Consider the following 21,346-nt stretch of genomic DNA (forward strand, 5'->3'; position numbering starts at 1 on the left):
CGGCCCTTTTCGCTGCCCTTTGCTACGGTGGGGGAGACCCGACGAGACGCGCCGTACCGGGTACGACAAGACGACGCACCCCCGTATCGCCCGATGTCTCGGAGGTGCCGTCATGGCCTGGGTTCTGCTTCTTCTCGCCGGTCTGCTCGAAGTGGGCTGGTCGATCGGTATGAAATTCACCGAGGGGTTCACCCGGCTCTGGCCCAGCGTGTTCACGGGCGCGGGGATCGTGGCCAGCATGGTGCTGCTGTCCTACGCCGCGAAGACCCTGCCCATCGGCACGGCGTACGGGGTGTGGGTGGGCATCGGTGCCGCCGGTGCCGCGGTGCTCGGTATGGCGGTGCTGGGCGAGCCCGTCACCGCCGCCCGGATCTTCTTCATCTGTCTGCTGCTGGTCGCCGTGGTGGGGCTGAAGGCGACGTCCGGTCGCTGACCCTCCTGTACCTCCTGTAGCGGTTGTTGCAGGGGCTATTCCAGGAACGCCGAGGGCGGGCGCGGGCCTCCGATGACGCCGCCGCCGTCGGAGCCGCCCGGGCCGCCGGTGCGGCCCTGGGTGCCCGCGGTGGTGGCGTCTTCGTCGCCCCGGCCGGTGCCGCCGTCGTCGTCGCCCTGACCGGTACCGGTTCCGGTACCGCCGTTGTCCCGGCCGCCCTGCGTCCGGCCGCCGTCCTGGCCCGCGTTGTCCCGGCCGCCCTGGGTGCGGCCCCCGTTGTCCTGCCCGCCGTTGTCCTGCCCGCCGTTGTCCTGGCCGCCGGACGGCGGGGTCGGCCGCAGGGAGGGGGACCGCGTGTCCTCGTCCGGTGTCTCCTGGGGCGGGTTCGACTGCGCGGAGGGCGGTGGCGGGGGCGGTGCGGCGCCCGGCTGGAGGTCCAGTTCGAAGTAGACGGGGTCGGTGGCCTCCAGCGCGCTCTTCGTGTACGCGGCCCAGATCCGGGCCGGGTAGCCGCCACCGCCGATACGGGATTCGCCGAGGGCCCCGTACAGCGACTCCAGGGTGCCGGTGTCGGGGTCCTGGCCCATCATCGCGACCACCGTGACCAGGTTCGGGGTGTAGGCCGCGAACCAGGCCGAGCGGTCCAGCTCGCCGGTGCCGGTCTTGCCCGCGGCCGGGTGGCCGGCGGCGAGCGCCGCCGTACCGGTGCCGTTGTCCACGACGCTGACCAGCATGGACGTGGTGGTGTCGGCGGCCTCGCGGCTGATGGCCTGGACGGGGGCCCGCTCGGGCAGGGGGATCTTGTCGCCGCCCTTGGAGATCTCCTCCACGAAGGTGTAGGGGGTGCGGCGGCCGTGGTCGGCGAGGGTCGCGTACGCCTGGGTCATGTCCAGGACGCTGGCCTGGAGGGTGCCGAGTGCCATGGCCGGGCCGACCACGAAGTTCGGGGTGTCCTCGGGGACGCCGAGGTCGACGGCGGTCTTCTTGACCCTGGCGGTGCCGACGTCGACGGCCATCTGTGCGTACACGGCGTTCACGGAGAGGTCGGTGGCGGTGTTGACGGTGATGTTCCCGTACGAGACCTGGCCCTCGTTCTCCGGGGCGAAGCGGATCCGGCCGCCGACGACGGGGCGTTTGTTGTCGCCGTTGTAGATCGTGTTGGGGGTGATCCTGCGGCCGTCCTGGGTGCGGGAGTCGTTCTCGACGGCGGCCGCGAAGACGAACGGCTTGAAGGTGGAGGCGACCTGGTAGTCGTGCCGGGTCGCGTTGTTCACGTACTGCCTGGTGTAGTCGACGCCGCCGTACATGGCGACGACCTTGCCGGTGGCCGGGTCGATGGAGACGCCGCCCGCCCGCACCAGCCGGTCCGCCTTGCGGGTCTCCGGGTCGAGCCTGCCGAGCATCTGGTCGTCGACGGCCTCAACGAAGTCGCTCTGGCGGCGCCGGTCGATGGTGGTGCGGATCTGGTAGCCGCCCTCGGCGAGGGTCTTGTCGTCGAGGATCTTGCGGTCGACGATGAACTCCTTGATCGCTTCGACGAGGTAGCCGCGCTGGCCGGACAGGCCGGCGGCGGCCCGTACCTTGCCGGGCTCGGGGAACGCCGTGGTCGCGCGCTCGGCGGCGGGCAGCCAGCCCTTCTTGACCATGCCGTCGAGGACGTAGGTCCAGCGGGCGAGGGCGCGCGGGCGGCTCTGCGGGTGGGAGACGACGTCGAAGACGCTGGGGGAGTTGAGGAGGGTGGCGAGGTAGGCGCCCTCGGCGGTGGTGAGGCTGCCGACGTCCTTGCCGTAGTAGGCCTGTGAGGCGGCCTGGATGCCGTAGGCGTTGCGGCCGAAGTAGCTGGTGTTCAGGTAGCCCTCGAGGATGTAGGCCTTCGACTTCTCGCGGCCGAGTTTGATCGCGATGAAGAACTCCTTGGCCTTGCGCTTGAGGGTCTGTTCCTGGCCCAAGTAGTAGTTCTTGACGTACTGCTGGGTGATCGTCGAGCCGGACTGGGTGCCTTTGCCGGTGGCCGTGTTCCAGGCGGCGCGGACCATGGCCTTGGGGTCCACCGCCCGTTCGGAGTAGAAGTCCCGGTCCTCCGCGGCCAGTACGGCCTCCTGGACGGTCAGCGGGATCTGCGAGAGGGGCACGTTGACGCGGTTGACCTCGCCGTCGCGGGCGATCTGGGAGCCGTCGGAGTAGAGGTAGACGTTGGACTGCGCGGTCGCGGCGGCGTTGGCCGGGGGGATGTCGACCAGCAGGTAGCCGGCCACGAGGCCGCCGCCGATCAGGAGGGCGAGGAGCAGTACGGCGCCGAGGACCATGCGCCAGGTGGGGAGGAGGCGGCGCAGGCCGCTCCGCCGGCGGCGGGCCTTCGTTCCAGGGCGGTCCGGGCCGTTCGGGCCGTCCGGGCCGTTCGGGTGCGTCGGGGGGTGCGGTCCGGCGGGGCCGGCCCCGCCGTGGGGCGGGGTGTCCGGGTCGCGAGGGGTCCAGCCCGCGGGTGGTGACTGGTCGCTCATCTCCAGGACTCCTCGACGCTGTTCGAAATATCCACTTCTGTACCTCATGGTGTCTACCCGATGGCCGGTGACCAGCGCCCCGGACGGGGGTAAATCGGTCGCGTGGCTCGCCCCTCCGCACTAAGCTCGCGCGCTTTGGCCGACGTAGGAACGACGTGGAAAACGGAGGGGATACGGTGCGCCAGAGAGTGCGCCAGAGAGTCCGCCTGGGAGTGCGCCAGAGAGTGGTCCAGGCAGTGGGACGAGGAGCGCGCCGGAGAGTGGCCCTTTACGCGGCGGTCGCGGCCGGCGGATTTCGGCGCTACGCCACCTACGGGACGGCGACCGCCGCGGGCGTCTTCACCAACACCGTGTTCGGGTTCATCGTCGCGTTCACGTACATCGCGCTGTGGGAGCAGCGCCCGGGGCTGGGCGGCTACGACCAGGCCCAGGCCCTGACCTTCGTCTGGGTGAGCCAGTCGCTGCTGGCCGCGGGGGCGTTGATCGGCGGGGGGTTCCAGGAGGAGCTCCAGGAGCGGGTGCGCACGGGTGACATCGCCGTCGACCTGTACCGGCCCGCCGACCTCCAGATGTGGTGGCTGGCGGCCGATCTGGGCCGTGCCGCCTTCCAGCTGCTGGGGCGCGGGCTGGTTCCGCTCGCTGCGGGAGCGCTGGTCTTCCGGCTGGCGCTGCCCTCGGACCCGTCGCGCTGGCTGCTGTTCTTCGTCTCCGTGACGCTCGGGCTGGTGGTGAGCTTCGCGCTGCGCTACCTGCTGGGACTGCTGGCCTTCTGGCTGATGGACGGGGCCGGGATCAACCTGATGGCGACCGTCGTCTCGATCTTCTTCTCCGGGATGCTGCTGCCGCTGACCGTCTTCCCCGGCGCCTTCGGTGAGTTCGTGCGCGTACTTCCGTGGGCGGCGATGCTCCAGGTACCGCTGGACGTGCTGCTGGGCGAGCACGCGGGAGCCGGGGACGCGGCCGGCGCGCTGGGCTTCCAGGCCGGCTGGGTGCTCGTACTGCTGGGAGCGGGGCGGCTGTTGCAGTCGGCGGCGACGCGGAAGGTGGTGGTCCAGGGTGGCTGAGGCGGTACTGGAGAGGGAGTTCGCGGAGCTGCAGGTGCCCCGCGCGCGGGGCAGGGTCCGGGAGGGGCTGCGCGGCTACGGCCTGATCGTGGGGATGTGGATCCGGTCGACGATGACGTACCGGACGTCCTTCGTCCTGTCGACGGTGGGGAACGCGGCGATCACGCTGCTGGACTTCGTCGCGATCTACATCATGTTCTCGCACGTGGACGCCCTCGGCGGCTTCACGCTGCCCGAGGTCGCGCTGCTGTACGGGTCCTGCTCGGCGTCGCTGGGGCTGGCGGACCTGCTGCTGGGCAACACCGACCGGATCGGCGCCAGGATCCGCGACGGTTCGCTCGACACCATGCTGGTGCGGCCGGTCCCGCTGCTCGCGCAGGTCGCGGCCGACCGCTTCGCGCTGCGCCGGCTGGGCCGCATCGGACAGGGGCTGGGGGTGCTGGGCTGGGCGCTCTGGACGCTGGACGTGGAGTGGACGGCCGGGAAGGTGCTGCTGGTGCCGGTGATGCTACTGGCCGGCGGGTCGATCTTCGCGGCGGTGATGGTGGCCGGGGCCGCCTTCCAGTTCCTCGCGGGGGACGCGGCGGAGGTGCAGAACTCCTTCACCTACGGCGGCTGCACGATGCTGCAGTACCCGCCGACGGTCTTCGCGACCGACCTGCTGCGCGGGGTGACCTTCGTCGTGCCGCTGGCCTTCGTCAACTGGCTGCCCGCGCTGTACGTGCTGGGGCGGCCCGATCCGCTGGGACTGCCGGGGTGGGCCGCGTTCCTGAGCCCGCTGGTGGCCCTGGCGGTGTTCGTGCCCGCGTCGCTGGCCTGGCGTGCGGGAGTCCGTTCGTACCGGAGCACGGGGAGCTGAGCCGTGGTGGATGATGCGCTGATCTCGCTGGACGGGGTGGAGAAGGTCTTTGACGTACGGCGCCGGGTGGGCCTGATGCGAAGGGAGAAACGCCAGGTCAGGGCGGTGGACGGGATCAGCTTCGCGGTGGCGCGGGGTGAGATGGTCGGCTACATCGGGCCCAACGGGGCCGGCAAGTCGACGACGATCAAGATGCTGACCGGCATCCTGACGCCGAGCGGCGGCCGGCTGCGGGTCGCGGGCATCGACCCGGCGCGGGAGCGGGTGCGTCTCGCGCAGCGGATCGGGGTGGTCTTCGGGCAGCGCACCACGCTGTGGTGGGACCTGCCGCTGAAGGACTCGTACGGGCTGATGCGGCGGATGTACCGGGTGCCGCGGGCGCGGTTCGAGGAGAACCTGGAGCGGTGCGTGGACCGCCTCGACCTGGCGGAGCTGCTCGACGTACCGGTACGTCAGCTGTCGCTCGGGCAGCGGATGCGTGGGGACATCGCGGCGGCGCTGCTGCACGATCCGGACGTGCTGTACCTGGACGAGCCGACGATCGGGCTGGACGTGGTCAGCAAGGCGAAGGTACGGGGCTTCCTGCGGCAGTTGAACGGGGAGCGCGGCACGACGGTGCTGCTGACCACGCACGACCTGCAGGACATCGAACAGCTCTGCGAACGGGTGATGGTGATCGACCACGGGCGGCTGATGTACGACGGGGCGCTGGGCGGGCTGCACTCGGCGGGGTCGGTGGGGGAGAGCGAGCGGACGCTGGTGGTGGACCTGGAGCGGGAGCTGGCGCCGATCAGCGTGCCGGGGGCGCGGGTGGTGAAGGTGGAGGGGCCGAGGCAGTGGCTGGCTTTCCCGGCGGGGTCGTCGGCGGCGCCGCTGGTGTCGGCGGTGGCGGCGCAGTACCCGCTGGTGGACCTGTCGGTGCGGGAGCCGGACATCGAGGACGTGATCGCGCGGATGTACGCGGGGCGGGGCTGAGCGGGTCCCCTCGGGGGCGGGTCAGGGGCGGCTCAGGGGAGATTCGGGGACGGCCTCAGGGGCCCGGACCATACAACTCCCGGCCGAGCGTGCATAGTCTGGTGCGCATGAGTGACGAGCGGCCGGAGAAGCCGTTGCCGGAGTTGAGGGCGTCGGATGCCGACCGGGACCGGGTGGTGGAACGTCTTCGGGACGCCGTCGCCGAGGGCCGGCTCGACATGGACGAGTTCGAGGAGCGGCTGGAGGCGGCATACAAGTCGCGCACGTACGCGGAGCTGGAACCGCTGACGGCCGATCTTCCGGCGCCCACCGGCCCGGCGGCCACCGGCCCGGCAGCCTCCATGCCCGCGACGGTGGCGGCGGGCGGCTCTGCCTGGCCGGGCCGGATCGGCGGTACGGGGACGTCGACGCTGGCCGTCGCGGTGATGTCGGGCTTCCAGCGCAAGGGCCGGTGGACGGTGCCGCCGCGCTTCGACGCGGTGGCGTTCTGGGGCGGCGGAGAGCTGGACCTGCGCGAGGCGGACTTCGCGCAGCGCGAGGTGGTGATCAACTGCGTCGCGGTCATGGGCGGCATCGAGATCACGGTGCCGCCGGGGGTGGACGTCGACGTACGGGGCTTCGGCTTCATGGGCGCGTTCGACCAGCGGGACAGCCCGGGGCCGACGGACCCGGGTGCTCCGCGGTTGGTGGTGACGGGCTTCGCGTTCTGGGGCGGCGTGGAGGTCAAGATCAAGCCCCCCAAACGCCCCGGGGGCGGCCCGTCACTCCGCAAGGAGCTGTAGCGCTCGGCCGAGGTTCGGCTGCGGCGGGTGGGTGGGTGCCCGGGCCCTGCGGTTCGGCTGCGGCGGGTGGGTGGTGCTGGGGCGCTGCCCCAGGCCCCGCGCCTCAATCGCCGGCGGGGCTGGGGGTGTGGGGCGGTGCCCCGCCGGAGTGTCTCCTCGGCTCGGCGCCCGCGGGCATGTCGCGGCCAGGCGGGCAAGGTCGCGCCTCGTCCTGCGGGGACACTCCGCCGTGTCCCCGCCCCACGGCAGGGCTCCGACAGTGCCCCGAAAACGCCCGGGCCGACTGGACGGTTCCCCGAAGCGTGCCCGACGCGTGGGGAGCGGGGACGGGGAGGGGTGTCCCCGCAGGACGAGCGCGCAACCACCGGATACTGCCGCGATGGCTCGCAGGCGCCGAGCCGAGGAGACACCCCTCCCCGGCCCCGCGGACCCGCCCGCACCGCGCCCGTATCCCGCCCCGCGAACCGGCCCGCATCACGATCCGAACCCGCCCGCCCCGCTGAGGGAAGGGCCCCGCGGACCCGCCCGCACCGCGCCCGGATCCCGCCCCGCGAACCGGTCCGCAGGACGATCCGAACCCGCCCGCCCCGTCGAAGGAGGGACCGCGCCCGTATCCCGACCCGCGAACCGGTCCGCAGGACGATCCGAACCCGCCCGCCCCGTCGAAGGAAGGGGCGGCGCCCGTATCCCGACCCTGCGGACCGGTCCGCCGGACGTCCCGCCCCGGGGGTCTAGCCTCGGTCTTCCAGGAGGACTCCCATCCACTCCTCGATGCCGGCGACCGTGCGCGGCAGTGCGCCCGACATCAGGCGGGCACCGTTCGCCGTGATCACCAGGTCGTCCTCGATGCGGACCCCGAGGCCGCGCAGTTCGGCCGGCAGGGTCTCGTCGTCGGGCTGGAGGTACAGGCCCGGTTCCACCGTCAGGACCTGGCCCTCCTCCAGGACCCCGTCCAGGTAGGTCTCTGCCCGCGCCTTCGCGCAGTCGTGCACGTCGAGCCCCAGCATGTGCCCGCTGCTGCACAGCGTGTACCGCCGGTGCAGGTCGCCCTCCGCGTCCTTCAGGACGCCCCAGTCGGCCAGCCCCTCCGCGATCACCCGCATCCCGGCCCGGTGGAAGTCACCGAAGCTCGCCCCCGGCCGCAGCGCGGCGATGCCCGCTTCCTGTGCCGCGAGGACCAGTTCGTAGACCTGCCGCTGGACGGGTGAGAAGCGGCCCGACAGCGGGAGGGTGCGGGTGATGTCCGCGGTGTAGAGGGTGTCCGTCTCCACGCCCGCGTCCAGGAGGAGCAGTTCCTGCCCGTTCAGCCGGCCGTCGTTGCGGATCCAGTGCAGGGTGCACGCGTGGGCGCCCGACGCGGCGATCGTCTCGTAGCCGGTGCCGTTGCCCTCGACCCGGGCGCGCAGGCCGAACACCCCCTCGATCCAGCGCTCCCCGCGCGGGTGTGCCAGCGCGCGCGGCAGGGCCCGTACGACGTCCTCGAAGCCCGCCGTCGTGTGGTCGACGGCCAGCTGGAGCTGTTCGACCTCCCAGGCGTCCTTCACCAGGCGCAACTCCGAGAGGGCGGCGGCGAGTTCCGGGTCGCTCGTCGCGTGGCGGCCCTCCGGCGAGCCGAGGGCGTCCAGGTGTGCGCAGCGGATGCCGGTGAGGCGCTCCGCCTCCGCCAGGTCGGGCCGGCGGCCCACCCAGAACTCTCCGTACCGGCGGTCCCGGTAGAACTCCCCGTCCCCGTCCGCCCGCGGCGAGCGGGGCCGCAGGTAGAGCACCGCCTCGTGTGCGTGCGGGCCCGACGGCTCCATGACCAGGACGTGGCCCGCCTGGTCCTCGCCGGTGAGGCCGGTCAGCCAGGCGTAGGCGCTGTGCGGGCGGAACCGGTGGTCGCAGTCGTTGGAGCGGACCTTCAGCTCGCCGGCCGGGACGATCAGCCGCTTCCCCGGGAAGCGGGCCGAGAGCCGTGCCCGCCGGGCGGGGGTGACGTCGTACCCCGGGACCCGGGCGGAGTCGGGGAGCGGGGAGGCGGCCCAGCCGCCCGCCATGAACCGGGACAACTCCGGTGACACCGGACGGTCGTGACTGCCCGTGTTGAGGCGGGCGGGGGAGTCGGTCACGGGGGCTCCTTCACGAAAGGCGCGAACTGGTGGGCGCACAGGTCTTGTCAGTGCAATTTCACATTACTATGTTACAGCTCACACCGCGGCACGTTAATCCCCGTCAAACGCCGCGTGACGCAGGGCAGTTCACGCACCACCCCCCACCTGACCCCTCCCAACAGGAGTTCTCGGTGCTCAAGCACAGAGCTGTGCGCTCTTCCCTCCTCGCCTCCGCCGTGGCCGTGACGCTTCTCGCCACCGCGGGACAGGGCACCACGCAGGCCGCCGAGTCCGCGGCCCCGGCCGCCTTCACCGGCGCCCGGGCCGCCGCGCCCGCCACCGCGGCCCACGGCCCCACGGGGAACCCGTTCGACGAGGTCGACCGCTTCGCCGAGGCGAAGGACAACGCCCCCGCCCCCGCCCCGGCCCCGGGCGGGCTGGACATCTCCGGCCAGGTCCCCGGCGCGGCCCCCGCCAGCGCGCCCGCCCAGGAGCTGGAGAAGCGGGGCACGGCCGCCAGGTCGGCCCCCACCGCGAAGAGCGTCGCCGCGGGCGTCCCCTGCACCCTCGACGGGATCACGAACCTCACGCCCGAGCAGTTCGCCGACTTCCTCGCCGACCAGGCCGTGCTGGCCGACGGCTGTCTGCGCGGCCTCATCTGGACCTGGGACGCCCGCCTGGCCCCCGTGATGTCGGACGCGCACGTCCAGGCCGTATCACGCCGGATATCCGCCCTGGCCGCCGCCCACGACGGCCGCAACTCCTCGCACCTGGAGGAGATGTTCACGTACCTGCACGCCGTCGCCTACCACGACTTCTCACGCGACGAGATCGACGTCACCGACGCCCCGACCGTCGCCGCGATGCGCAAGGCCATCGACGACTTCGCGGCCGCCGCGCGGACCTTCGACGTCACCCCCGCCAACGCCCGCACCCTGCGCGAGGCCCTCTACTCCGCCGGCCCCGGCCTGCGCCAGCACCAGCTCGGCCTGGTCAAGAAGGTCCTGGCCACCATGGACCCGGCCCACCCGGCCACCCACCTCGACCCCACCTGGGGGGGCGCCGTGCTCGCCGCGCTCTCCACCAACTACCTGGGCGTCTACCCGGGCAACGAGGACACCGCCTTCCACGCCGCCGTGGCCGCCGACCCCGCCTACCGCGCCGCTTTCAAGGCCTTCGCCGGCTACACGCACCTCAAGGGCACGGCCAACGCCTGGGTGGTGCGCGACGCGCTGAGCGAGTACGCCCGCTTCGGCCAGGTCGACGGCCTGCGCGACCAGGTCGTCGCCGACCTCGGTGCGATGCTCGGGCCCCTCAGGGCCGGATTCGGCGACGGCAGCGAGCCGTGGGCCAAGGCCGTCTCCTGGCTCAACTTCTACCAGGCGTGCAAGCCGTACGGGGTGTGCAAGGAGGACATCGAGAAGCAGCTCTTCCCCTACACCTACACCTACGACAACGGCGCCATCAAGGTCCGCACCGCCCTGGACCGGGCCACCGTCGACCAGCTGTACTACGCGAGCAAGCAGGTCAAGGCGCAGTACCACCGCGTCCTCGGGACCGACCAGCCGCTCGCCGGCGACCCCAACGCCACGTTGAACATCGTGCTCTACGCCTCCCGCGCGGACTACGTCAACTACCACCCGATCCTGACCGGTTACGACACCAACAACGGCGGCATCTACATCGAGAACGGCGCCACCTTCTACACCTACCAGCGCCGTGTCCCGCAGGACTCCTCCCTCACCCTGGAGGAGCTCTTCCGCCACGAGTACACGCACTACCTCAACGGCCGCTTCGCCGTCCCCGGCTTCTTCGGCCAGGGCCCCTGGTACGAGAGCGACCGCACGACCGCCATGGACGAGGGCACGGCCGAGTTCTTCGACGGCGCGACCCGCGACAACGGCATAGCCGTCCGCAAGTCCCTCGTGAAGAGCATCATCAGCGACACGGCCGGCGGCGGCCCGCGCATGACCGTCGAGCAGCTGCTGAACGCCACCTACGAGGGCGACGGATTCCGCTTCTACAGCTACGCCGGCACCTTCTTCGAGTTCCTGTGGACCGAGAAGCCCTCGCTGCTGCGGGAGATGTACGCGCACCTGCGGGCCGACGACGTGGCGGCATACGACGCCTGGCGCCACCGGATGGGTGCGGACACCTACCTCCAGCGCGACTATGACCGTTTCCTGAACGCGCAGATCGCCAAGGTCGACCAGCTCTTCGTGCCGAACACCACCTTCACCCCCAACGAGCAGCTGCGCGACTCGGCGCTCGGCTCCGTGAAGTCGGCCTTCGCCACGGCCACCCACAACACCCCGGACTGCGTGGAGAACGGCGACCCCGGCAAGCGCCGCTTCACCTGTACGGGCCGCATCACCGCGAACCTGAAGAACTGGCGCAGCGACGACCAGAACTTCAAGGACATGTCCGAGACGGTGGACTACTTCATCCTCGACCGGGCGGGCGCCGCCTCCAACAACCTCGCCGACATGAACTGCTCCTTCGGTACGCCGGAGATCTGGAGCAACAAAACCGCCGCGACCTCGAGTTACAGCTGTGAGGGACCGCTGCGCAGCTGACGGGCTCCGGACCGGCCCCGCGCTCAGGAGGGCGCGGGGCCGGTCTGGGCAGGCACTAAAGAATGTGACATATTACTGTCGTGCTCAAGAGACACTCCCTGGACGCCGTGATCATCGGCGCCGGCGTCGTCGGAGCGGCCTGCGCCCACTATGCGGCCCGCGCCGGACTCTCCGTGGCCGTGGTCGACCGCGGACCCGTCGCGGGCGGCACCACCGGCGCCGGCGAAGGCAATCTGCTCGTCTCCGACAAGGAGGCGGGACCGGAGCTCGACCTCGCCCTGCTCTCCACCCGGCTGTGGACCGAACTCGCCGCCGTCCTCCCGCAGGAGGTGGAGTACGAGCCCAAGGGCGGGCTCGTCGTCGCCCCGGACGAGGCCACGATGAAGGCCCTGCGGAGCTTCGCCGAGGGGCAGCGCGCGGCCGGCGTCGACGCGGTCGAGGTCCCGGCGCACGCCCTGCACGACCTGGAACCGCACCTGGCCCCGGGCCTCGCGGGAGGCTTCCACTACCCGCAGGACGCGCAGGTCCAGCCGGCGCAGGCGGCCGCCCGGCTGCTGGCCGCGTCAGGCGCCGAGGTGCACCTGGGGGAGGAGGTGACGGAGGTCCTGCTGGAGGGGGGCGCCGTACGCGGGGTCCGCACCCCGCGCCGCGAACTCCTGGCCCCGGCCGTGGTGAACGCGGCCGGCACCTGGGGCGGGAACATCGCCCGGCTGGCCGGAACCTCCCTGCCCGTGCTTCCGCGCCGGGGCTTCGTCCTGGTGACCGAGCCGCTGCCGAGGGTGGTCCGGCACAAGGTCTACGCCGCCGACTACATCGCGGACGTCGCCAGCGGCTCCGCCGCCCTGCAGTCCTCGGCCGTGGTCGAGGGCACGCCTGCCGGACCGGTCCTCATCGGCGCCACCCGCGAGCGGGTCGGCTTCGACCGGGGCCTGTCGACGCAGGCGCTGCGCCGGCTGGCCTCCCAGGCGGCGGCCCTCTTCCCCGTACTGGCCGACGTACGGGTCCTGCGCACCTACCACGGCTTCCGCCCCTACCTGCCCGACCACCTCCCCGCGATCGGCCCGGACCCCCGCCGCCCGGGGCTGCTGCACGCCTGCGGCCACGAGGGCGCGGGCATCGGCCTGGCCCCCGCCACGGGCCTGCTGATCGCCGCCGCCCTGACGGGGGCCGAACCGCCGCTCGCGACCCATCCGTTCCGCCCGGACCGCTTCGGCACCGGCCCGGCCCCCGCGGACACCCCCGAGGAGCACCACTGATGCGCAGCCCCCGCTCGCTGGTCGGCGGCAGCCCGGCGGCCGCGTACGAGATCACCTTCGACGGCAGTGAACTGCCCGCGCAGGAGGGCCAGAGCATCGCCGCCGTGCTGTGGGGCGCCGGGATCCTGGCCTGGCGGACCACGCGCGAGGGCGGCGCCCCGCGCGGGGCGTTCTGCGGGATCGGCAGCTGCTACGACTGCCTCGTCACCGTCAACGGCCGCCCGAACCAGCGCGCCTGCCTGGTCCCCGCCCGCCCGGGCGATGCCGTCACCACCCAGGAGGGAACCGGCCGTGCCGACCTCGCCGTCTGACCCCGCCGAGCCGCCTCGCTCCGCGGGGCAGCCCCGATCCCCGCAGCCGCCGGCGCCCCCCGGGCCGGGTGTGCACGTCGGCCCCGCGCCCGCCGGGCAGGCTGCGCCCGGTGGGGTGGATGCGGTCGATCTGGCCGTCGTCGGGGCCGGGCCGGCCGGACTGGCCGCCGCCGTCACGGCCGCCCGCCTCGGGCTGCGGGTCGCGCTCCTCGACGCGGGCGACCGTCCGGGCGGGCAGTTCTACCGCCATCCCGCGCCGGGCCTGGGCGCGGCCCGCCCCGAGGCCCTGCACCACGGCTGGGCCGAGTTCGCGACCCGCGAAGCCGCCCTGCGCGCCCACGAGTCGGCCGGCCGCATCACATACCTCCCGCTCCACCACGTGTGGAGCGTCGTCCCGGGCGAGGCAGTGGCGGCCGAGGCGCGCCGCGGGCATGCCGCGCCCGCCACCGAGTGGACCCTGCACGCCGTCGCCGGCCACGCCCCCGACGAGCGGGCCGCGGCCGTCACCGCCCGCGCCGTGCTCATCGCCACCGGCGCCTACGAGCGCCAACTCCCCTTCCCCGGCTGGACCCTCCCCGGAGTGGTCGGGGCCGGCGGCGCGCAGGCCATGCTCAAGGGCGGGCTGGTACTGCCCGGCAAGCGCGTGGTGGTCGCCGGGAGCGGTCCGCTGCTGCTCGCGGTGGCCGGTTCCCTCGCCGCCGCCGGAGCCACCGTGCCCGCCGTGGTGGAGGCCGCCGCCTACACCGCGTACGCCGGCCAGGTGCCGGCCCTGCTGCGCAACCCCGGCAAGATCGTCGAGGCCGCCGGCTACGGCGGGGCGCTGGCCCGGCACCACGTCCGGCTGCTCACCCGGCACGCCGTCACCGAGGCCCACGGCACGGACCGGATCGAGGCCGTCACCGTGGCCCGGCTCGACCGCGACTGGCGACCGCTGCCCGGCACCGCCCGCCGAATCCCCTGCGACGCGCTCGCCGTGGGCCACGGGCTCGTGCCCCAGCTCGAACTCGCCACCGCACTGGGCTGCGCCACCCGGGCCTGCCCCGACGCCGCCGTCGCCCTGGAGGTGGACGCCCTGCAGCGAACCTCCGTCCCCGGCATCTGGTCCGCGGGGGAGACCGGCGGCATCGGCGGCGCCCAACTGGCCATGGTGGAGGGCGAACTGGCGGCGCACTCCGTCGCGGACGCGCTGCGGCCCGGGGCGGGCGCCCCGGGCCCCGATCGCGCCGACCGCGCCGACCGCCCCGGCCGCGTCGGACGGCTCGCCCGTCGCCGCGCCCGGCTGCGTGCCTTCGCCGACGCGATGGCCGCCGCCCACCGCCCCGGCGACGGCTGGACCGGCTGGCTCCGCGACGACGCCGTCGTGTGCCGGTGCGAGGAGGTCCCGGCCGGCCGGATCCGCGAGGCGGCGGGGGACCTGGGCGCGCGGGACGCCCGTACGGTCAAGCTCCTCACCAGGGCCGGCATGGGCTGGTGCCAGGGCCGGATGTGCGGGGCGGCCGTGGCCGCCCTCGCCGGGCAGGAGCCCGCGGCGGACCGGCGGCCCTTCTCCTGCCCCGTCCCGCTGAGCCACCTCGCCGAACTTCCCGCCGCCGACCGCTGATCAGGGGTGCCCGGCCCTTGTGGCCGCACCGCACCCACTAGTAAAATGTCACACACCACACTAGGGAGCCTCTCATGACCCACGCGCACACCCCCGCGCCCCGCACCCGTCCCTGGCACGGAATCATGGTCGCCACCGCGCTCCCCCTGCGCGAGGACCTCACCGTCGACTACGACGCCTACGCCGAGCACGTGGCCTGGCTGATCGCCAACGGCTGCGACGGCGTGGTCCCCAACGGCTCCCTCGGGGAGTACCAGACCCTCACCGACGACGAGCGGGCGCGGGTGGTCCGTACCGCCGTCGAGGCCGCCGGCGACGGCGCCCGCGTCATGCCCGGCGTCGCCGCCTACGGCAGCGCCGAGGCCCGCCGCTGGGCCGATCAGGCCGCCGAGGCCGGCGCCGGCTCCGTACTGCTGCTGCCGCCCAACGCCTTCCGCGCGGACGAGGAGACCGTACGGGCCCACTACGCCGAGGTGGCCCGCGCGGGCCTGCCCGTGGTCGCGTACAACAACCCCATCGACACCAAGGTGGACCTCGTCCCGGCCCTGCTCGCCCGGCTGCACGCCGACGGATCCGTCGTCGCCGTCAAGGAGTTCAGCGGGGACGTGCGCCGCGCCTATGAGATCGCCGAACTCGCCCCGGGCCTCGATCTGCTCATCGGCGCCGACGACGTCCTCCTCGAACTCGCCCTCGCGGGCGCCGTCGGCTGGATCGCCGGCTATCCCAACGCCCTGCCGCGCTCCTGCGCCACCCTCTACCGGGCCGCCGTCGCCGGGGACCTCGACACCGCCCTGCCGCTCTACAAGTCCCTGCACTCCCTGCTGCGCTGGGACTCCAAGACCGAGTTCGTCCAGGCCATCAAGCTCTCCATGGACCTGGCGGGCCGCCCCGGCGGCGCCACCCGCCCGCCGCGCTTCCCGCTCACCGGCGACACGGAGGCCGCCGTCCGCGCCGCCACCGAGAAGGCCCTGGCCGAGGGCCTCAACTAACCAGCCGGAGGGGACGCCTGATGCGTACGCGCCACGTCTACCACGCGGTGGACTCGCACACCGAGGGCATGCCGACCCGGGTCGTCACCGGGGGAGTCGGGGTGATCCCCGGCGCCACCATGGCCGAGAAGCGGCTCCACTTCATCGAGCACATGGACCACGTACGGACCCTGCTCATGTACGAGCCGCGCGGGCACTCCGCGATGAGCGGCGCCATCCTGCAGCCCCCGACCCGCCCCGACGCCGACTACGGCGTGCTCTACATCGAGGTGTCGGGTCTGCTGCCCATGTGCGGGCACGGCACCATCGGCGTGGCCACAGTCCTGGTAGAGACCGGCATGGTGCCCGTGGTCGAGCCGGTGACCACCGTCCGGCTCGACACCCCGGCCGGGCTGGTGATCGTCGACGTGCGGGTGGAGGACGGGGCGGCCACCGCCGTCACCCTCACCAACGTCCCCTCCTTCAGCGTCGGCCTCGACCTCAAGGCCGACGTCCCCGGCCGCGGCACGGTCACCTACGACCTCGCCTACGGCGGCAACTTCTACGCCTTCGTCGAACTCGACGCCCTCGGCCTGCCCTTCGACCGCGCCCGGGGGGACGACCTGCTCGCCGCCGGGCTCGCGGTGATGGACGCGATCAACGCCGGACCGGACCGCCCCGTCCACCCCGAGAACCCCTCCATCGCCGGGGTCAAGCACGTCTACCTCGCCGCGCCCGGATCCGACGCCCGCCGTTCCCGGCACGCCATGGCCATCCACCCCGGCTGGTTCGACCGCTCGCCCTGCGGTACGGGCACCAGTGCGCGGATGGCCCAGCTGCACGCCCGCGGCCTGCTGGAACTCGGCGCCGACTTCGTCAACGAGTCCTTCATCGGCACCGCGTTCACCGGCCGGCTGGTCGCGCGGACCACCGTCGCCGGCCTGCACGCCGTGGTCCCCACGGTCACCGGGCGGGCCTGGATCACCGGCACCGCCCAGTACTTCCTCGACCCGTCCGACCCCTTCCCCGGAGGCTTCCTCCTGTGACGACCGTCCGAACGGTGGACTACCACACCGCCGGCGAGCCCTTCCGGATCGTCGACACCGCAGGCGAGGGCATGCCGCCCGTGCCGGGGGACACCGTCGCCGAGCGCTGTGCCACCGCCGTCGGCCCGGGCGGATCGGGGACCGCGCCGCGCCGGGGCGTGCTGGACGACGTACGGCGGCTGCTCGTGCAGGAGCCGCGCGGCCACGCCGGGATGTACGGCGGGTTCGTGGTACCGGCCGACGACGACGGGGCCCACTTCGGCGTGCTGTTCTGGCACAAGGACGGCTACTCCACGGCCTGCGGCCACGGCGCCATGGCCCTCGGGGTCTGGGCCGTGGACAGCGGCCGGGTCGCCGCCCCGGACGACGGAGACGTCCCGGTGCGGATCGACGTACCGTCGGGGCGGGTCAGCGCCACCGTCCACCGCGGCCGGGGCCGTACCACCGGCGTCACCTTCCGCAACGTGCCGGCCCGGGTGAGCGCCCGCAAGGTCCCCGTCGCCACCTCGCTCGGGCTGGCCGAGGCGGACATCGCGCACGCCGGCGCCTGCTACGCCTCCGTCCGCGCGCGCGACCTCGGGCTGGACGTCTCGCGCGCGGCGCTGCCCGCGCTGGTGCGGGCCGGGCAGGAGGTCCGGGCCGCCCTCGCCACCCATCCCGCCACCTGGCACCCGGGCGGCCCGCTGCTGTCCGGGGTCTACGGGGTGATCCTCCACGAGGAGCTGCCCGACACTCCGTTCGGGCCGCACCAGCGCAACGTCACGGTCTTCGCCGACGGGCAGGTCGACCGCTCTCCCTGCGGCTCCGGCACCTCGACGCGGCTGGCGCTGCTCGCCGAGGACGGGCGGCTCGGGCCGGGCGAGGACCTGTTGCACGAGTCGGTCACCGGCACCGTGTTCACCGGGCGGATGCTGGAGGGAGGGGTCACCGAGGTCACCGGCACCGCCTACCGCACCGGCGAACACGCCTTCGCCGTGGACCCGTACGACGCGCTCGGCACCGGGTTCCTGCTGTGACGGCCATACCCCAGCTCGGCGCCGCGGCCATGGCCGCCCTGCTCGGACCGGCCGCGGCCGCCGACGCCCTGGCCGCCGCCCTGCGCGGCGGCCTCGACCCGGAGGGCTGTCCCCCGCGTTCCGCGATCGCCGTGCCCGGCGACGGCGAACTGCTGCTCATGCCGGCCGCGTCGGGCCCGTACGCCGGGGTGAAGATCGCCGGGGTCGCGCCCGGGAACCCGGCCCGCGGGCTGCCGCGCATCACCGGCTCCTACCTCCTGCTGGACGGGCCGACCCTGCACCCGCTGGCCCTGCTCGACGGCGCGGCCCTGACCGCCTTGCGCACACCGGCGGTCTCCGCCCTCGCGCTGCGGCACCTGGCGCCGGCCGGGACGCCGCTTCGGCTGGTGCTCTTCGGCTCCGGACCGCAGGCGTACGGGCACCTGGAAGCGGCCCGGGCGGAGCGGGAGTTGGCCGAGGTCGTGGTGGTCGCCCGCAACGGGGAGGGAGCCGAACGCCTCGCCGCGCACGCCCGCACGCTGGGGCAGGCCGCCCGGACCGGCACCCCGCAGGACGTGGCCGACGCCGACCTGGTCGTGTGCTGCACCACGGCCCGCGAACCGCTGTTCGACGGGCGGCTGGTGCGTCCCGGCGCGGTGGTCGTCGCCGTCGGATCGCACGAGCCGACCGCCCGGGAGACCGACACCGCCCTCGTGCGACGCGCGGCGGTGTACGTGGAATCGCGCGCGGCGGCCCTGCGGGAGGCCGGTGACCTGCTCGTCCCGGAGGCGGAGGGGGCCATCGGGCCGGGCCACATCACGGGCACGCTCGCGGACCTGGTGGCCGGGCGGCCGGCGGCGGGGGGCGAGCGGGGTTGTCCACAGCTCTTCAAGAGTGTGGGCATGGCCTGGGAAGATCTTGCCGTGGCGGTCGCGCTGTACGAGGCCGCCGAGGTGTGAGCAGCGCAACGTGACATTGTACGCTGTTGCTCTGCTCGTCGGCAGGTGAAAAAGGGCCTCGGAGGAAACGCAATGGGTGACCTGAAGCAGCACAGTCTCATCAAGGCCCAGGAACGACTCCGCGACCAGGTCGGCCACGCCCTCCGAGCCGCTCTGATAGCGGGTGAGCTGCGCCCCGGCAGCGTCTACTCCGCCCCCGGCCTCGCGGCCGAACTCGGCGTGTCGGCCACCCCGGTGCGCGAGGCCATGCTCGACCTGGCGCGCGAGGGCCTGGTCGAGCCGGTCCGCAACAAGGGCTTCCGGATCACCGAAGTCAGCGAACGCGACCTCGACCAGTACACCGAGCTGCGCACCATGATCGAGGTGCCGACCATCGGCCGGATCACGCAGACCGCCACGGCCGAGCAGCTGGAGGAACTGCGCCCCATCGCGGAGGAGATCGTCACCAGCGCCCGCGAGCACAACCTCATCGGCTACCTGGAGGCCGACCGCCGGTTCCACCTCACGCTGCTGGGCCTCTCGGGCAACGAACGGCTCGTGGAGACGGTCGGCGACCTCCGCAAGCGGTCCCGCCTGTACGGTCTGACGGGCCTGGACGAGGCGGGCAAGCTGGTCTCCTCCGCCGAGGAGCACCTGGAGCTGCTGGACCTGATGATCAGCGGCGACGCGAAGGCGGCGGAGGCCTGCATGCAGCGCCACCTCGGCCACGTCCGCTCCCTCTGGGCCCAGGGCCGCGACGAACCGGTCGGCCGCACCCCGGGCGTCCTCGGGTCGGGGCTGTAGCTTTCTGCCCCCTCCTGCCCCTGGGTGGACGCCGCGGCGGACTACAACCTGCTCCTGGTCGTGGCGCTGCCGTGCGTCGCCCTCGCGTGGCTGCGAGTCGTCACCGGCAGGACCGCCCGGCGAGCTCTGCCCCTCTGGAGGTGGCCGCGCGTGATCCTCGTCGTGGTCGTCCTGTGGACAGTGGTGCGCAACCTCCCTGTCCTCGGGGGAGTGCTGGGCGCCTGACGGTGCGGCCGTTCCGCCGGGCGCCCGAACTCCTCTGCAGCACGCGGCGTTTGGACACGGCTGGGTAACAGCGGGTCCCACCCCTTGTGCAGTGCAATTTCACATTACTATGTTACCGGTCACATCGCAGAGACGTAGAGCCGCAGAGCGTGCCTTCCCTGGAGTGACCCATGACCAAGCGCACCCAACTCGCCCTCGCCACCGCCCTGGTGGCCGCACTCGCACTCGGCGCCGCGGGCTGCTCCGGCACCGGGAAGGGATCGAACGGCGCCGGAGCCGCGAACCCGGCCGCCGCCAACGACGGCAAGATCCTCGGCGGCACCCCGGTCAGGGGCGGCACCCTCACCGTCCTGTCCAACCAGGACTTCGCGCACCTCGACCCCGCCCGCAACTGGGTCATGCCGACGATGGACTTCGGCACCCGCCTGCTGTACCGCACGCTCGTCACCTTCAAGGCCGAACCCGGCAAGGCGGGCAGCGAGCTGGTTCCCGACCTCGCCACCGACCTCGGCACCCCCTCCAACGGCGGCCGCACCTGGACCTTCACCCTCAAGGAGGGCGTGAAGTACGAGGACGGCACCCCGGTCAAGGCCCAGGACGTCAAGTACAACGTCGAGCGCTCCTTCGCCCCCGACCTCACCGGCGGCCCCGACTACGCCGCCCAGTACCTGGCCGGCACCGAGGGCTACAAGGGCCCCCTCCAAGGGCAGCACCTCGACTCCGTCAAGACCCCGGACGACCGCACGATCGTCTTCGAACTGAAGCGCCCCGTCGCGGAGTTCTCCGCCACCGCCACCCTGCCGACCTTCGCCCCCGTGCCCCAGTCCCAGGAGAAGGGCACCCAGTACGACGCCCGCCCGTTCTCCTCCGGCCCGTACAAGATCGAGTCGTACGACCGCGACAAGAAGCTGGTCCTCGTCCGCAACGAGCACTGGGACCCGGCCACCGACACCGTCCGCAAGGCCTACCCGGACAAGTTCGTGGTGGTCATGGGCCTCAAGGGCGGGCAGATCGACGACCGGATCATCGCCGGCGAGGGCGCCGACGCCTCCACCGTGCAGTACGCCGACATGCGCCCCGAAAGCGCCCCCAAGGTGCTGCCGAAGCCCGACGTCAAGTCCCGGCTGCTCGCCGAGTCCCAGGGCTGTACCGAGATGCTCCACCTGAACAACTCGCGCGCCCCCTTCGACGACCCCAAGGTCCGCGAGGCCATGCAGTACGCCGTCGACAAGGAGGCCGTCGTCACAGCGGGCGGCGGACCCGCCCTCAACGAGATCGCCACCGCCTACCTGCCCCCGGCCCTCTCCGGCGGCAAGCAGGCCGACACCCTGAAGATCCCCCCGGCCGGCGACCCGGCCAAGGCCAAGGAACTCCTCAAGACCGCAGGCAAGGAGACCCTGAAGGTCTCCCTCGCCGTCTCCACCGGCGACAAGGCCAAGGCCGAGGCCATCCAGCAGGGCCTGTCCCGCGCGGGTGTCGAGGTCGTCATCGACACCGTCGACCCGGGCGCCTACTACGACGTGATCGGCGACCTGTCCACCACCCCCGACATGACCCTGACCGGCTGGTGCCCCGACTACCCCTCCGGCTCCACCTGGATCCCCTTCGTCTTCGACGGACGCACCATCAAGGACAAGGGCAACCAGGGCAACTACAGCCAGTTCCGCGACGAGGAGGTCATGAAGCGGATCGACGAGATCAACGCCATGGCCGACGCCAAGCAGGCCGCCCAGGCCTGGACCGACCTCGACGCGGCCCTGATGGCCAAGTCCCCGAACGTCCCGATCCTGCTGGAGCGCAAGCCGCTCCTCGTCGGCCCGAACATCGCGGGCGCGTTCGGACACCCCGTGTGGACCGGCACCATCGACTACGGGACGGTCGGCCTCAAGGACCCCTCGAAGAGCCAGGGCTGAGGAATCCGGA

The 21,346-nt window shown here is 73.0% G+C and carries 18 protein-coding genes and 1 riboswitch; of the genes, 16 read left to right on the forward strand and 2 right to left on the reverse strand.

Annotated elements, in window-relative coordinates:
• Positions 1-11 precede the first annotated feature (11 nt).
• Positions 12-80, forward strand: a riboswitch (guanidine-III (ykkC-III) riboswitch).
• A 32-nt stretch (positions 81-112) separates the two neighbouring features.
• Positions 113-433, forward strand: a complete 321-nt coding sequence (locus ACZ3X1_RS30300) for a DMT family transporter (RefSeq protein ID WP_467281767.1) — start codon at positions 113-115, stop codon at positions 431-433.
• A 35-nt stretch (positions 434-468) separates the two neighbouring features.
• Here the strand turns inward: ACZ3X1_RS30300 and ACZ3X1_RS30305 are convergent, their stop codons facing one another.
• Positions 469-2,934, reverse strand: coding sequence for a transglycosylase domain-containing protein (locus tag ACZ3X1_RS30305; RefSeq protein ID WP_467281769.1), 2,466 nt, complete (start codon positions 2,932-2,934; stop codon positions 469-471).
• Positions 2,935-3,194: 260 nt separating this feature from the next.
• Here ACZ3X1_RS30305 and ACZ3X1_RS30310 point away from each other — a divergent pair, with 260 nt between their 5' ends.
• The 4 genes from ACZ3X1_RS30310 to ACZ3X1_RS30325 all read left to right on the forward strand — a co-directional run bounded on the left by ACZ3X1_RS30310 (position 3,195) and on the right by ACZ3X1_RS30325 (position 6,614).
• Entirely contained in the window at positions 3,195-3,998 is an 804-nt protein-coding gene (locus ACZ3X1_RS30310) for an ABC transporter permease (RefSeq protein WP_356815017.1), read from the forward strand.
• Positions 3,991-4,857, forward strand: a complete 867-nt coding sequence (locus tag ACZ3X1_RS30315; protein ID WP_390073808.1) for an ABC transporter permease — start codon at positions 3,991-3,993, stop codon at positions 4,855-4,857. The genes ACZ3X1_RS30310 and ACZ3X1_RS30315 overlap by 8 nt, the downstream gene beginning before the upstream one ends.
• Before the next feature lie 3 nt (positions 4,858-4,860).
• Positions 4,861-5,832 carry an ABC transporter ATP-binding protein gene (locus tag ACZ3X1_RS30320; protein WP_356815016.1) on the forward strand — a complete coding sequence of 324 codons (972 nt, stop codon included), beginning with the start codon at positions 4,861-4,863 and terminating at the stop codon, positions 5,830-5,832.
• Between the two features lie 107 nt (positions 5,833-5,939).
• Positions 5,940-6,614 (forward strand): DUF1707 SHOCT-like domain-containing protein, encoded by a 675-nt coding sequence (locus tag ACZ3X1_RS30325; RefSeq protein ID WP_356815015.1) that lies wholly within the window; start codon positions 5,940-5,942, stop codon positions 6,612-6,614.
• A gap of 731 nt (positions 6,615-7,345) precedes the next feature.
• On the opposite strand, the gene ACZ3X1_RS30330 is transcribed toward ACZ3X1_RS30325, so the two are convergent.
• The gene (locus ACZ3X1_RS30330) at positions 7,346-8,773 is read right to left on the reverse strand and encodes an aminopeptidase P family protein (RefSeq protein WP_436840882.1); all 1,428 of its coding nucleotides are present in this window, start codon (positions 8,771-8,773) and stop codon (positions 7,346-7,348) included.
• A 122-nt stretch (positions 8,774-8,895) separates the two neighbouring features.
• Between ACZ3X1_RS30330 and ACZ3X1_RS30335 the strand changes: the two genes are divergently transcribed.
• From ACZ3X1_RS30335 to ACZ3X1_RS30385, 11 genes are all read left to right on the forward strand, one after another.
• Positions 8,896-11,280, forward strand: coding sequence for a collagenase (locus ACZ3X1_RS30335; RefSeq protein ID WP_467281771.1), 2,385 nt, complete (start codon positions 8,896-8,898; stop codon positions 11,278-11,280).
• A gap of 80 nt (positions 11,281-11,360) precedes the next feature.
• Positions 11,361-12,536 (forward strand): NAD(P)/FAD-dependent oxidoreductase, encoded by a 1,176-nt coding sequence (locus ACZ3X1_RS30340; protein WP_467281773.1) that lies wholly within the window; start codon positions 11,361-11,363, stop codon positions 12,534-12,536.
• Entirely contained in the window at positions 12,536-12,847 is a 312-nt protein-coding gene (locus tag ACZ3X1_RS30345; protein ID WP_436840881.1) for a (2Fe-2S)-binding protein, read from the forward strand. Before ACZ3X1_RS30340 ends, ACZ3X1_RS30345 begins: the two co-directional genes overlap by 1 nt.
• Before the next feature lie 115 nt (positions 12,848-12,962).
• Complete coding sequence (locus ACZ3X1_RS30350) at positions 12,963-14,447, forward strand: FAD/NAD(P)-dependent oxidoreductase (RefSeq protein WP_467281775.1); 1,485 nt, start codon at positions 12,963-12,965, stop codon at positions 14,445-14,447.
• A gap of 74 nt (positions 14,448-14,521) precedes the next feature.
• The gene (locus ACZ3X1_RS30355) at positions 14,522-15,436 is read left to right on the forward strand and encodes a dihydrodipicolinate synthase family protein (RefSeq protein ID WP_356815371.1); all 915 of its coding nucleotides are present in this window, start codon (positions 14,522-14,524) and stop codon (positions 15,434-15,436) included.
• Between the two features lie 20 nt (positions 15,437-15,456).
• Positions 15,457-16,461, forward strand: coding sequence for a proline racemase family protein (locus tag ACZ3X1_RS30360; RefSeq protein ID WP_467281778.1), 1,005 nt, complete (start codon positions 15,457-15,459; stop codon positions 16,459-16,461).
• On the forward strand, positions 16,458-17,477 hold the full coding sequence (locus ACZ3X1_RS30365; protein ID WP_467281779.1) for a proline racemase family protein: 1,020 nt from the start codon (positions 16,458-16,460) through the stop codon (positions 17,475-17,477). The genes ACZ3X1_RS30360 and ACZ3X1_RS30365 overlap by 4 nt, the downstream gene beginning before the upstream one ends.
• A gap of 29 nt (positions 17,478-17,506) precedes the next feature.
• Entirely contained in the window at positions 17,507-18,415 is a 909-nt protein-coding gene (locus ACZ3X1_RS30370) for an ornithine cyclodeaminase family protein (RefSeq protein ID WP_356815376.1), read from the forward strand.
• A 72-nt stretch (positions 18,416-18,487) separates the two neighbouring features.
• Positions 18,488-19,198, forward strand: coding sequence for a GntR family transcriptional regulator (locus tag ACZ3X1_RS30375; RefSeq protein ID WP_356815368.1), 711 nt, complete (start codon positions 18,488-18,490; stop codon positions 19,196-19,198).
• Between the two features lie 24 nt (positions 19,199-19,222).
• On the forward strand, positions 19,223-19,423 hold the full coding sequence (locus ACZ3X1_RS30380; RefSeq protein ID WP_467281782.1) for a hypothetical protein: 201 nt from the start codon (positions 19,223-19,225) through the stop codon (positions 19,421-19,423).
• Positions 19,424-19,593: 170 nt separating this feature from the next.
• Positions 19,594-21,336 carry an ABC transporter substrate-binding protein gene (locus tag ACZ3X1_RS30385; protein ID WP_467281785.1) on the forward strand — a complete coding sequence of 581 codons (1,743 nt, stop codon included), beginning with the start codon at positions 19,594-19,596 and terminating at the stop codon, positions 21,334-21,336.
• Positions 21,337-21,346: the final 10 nt, after the last annotated feature.

It is taken from the genome of Streptomyces sp. NPDC023541 (genome assembly GCF_055559995.1).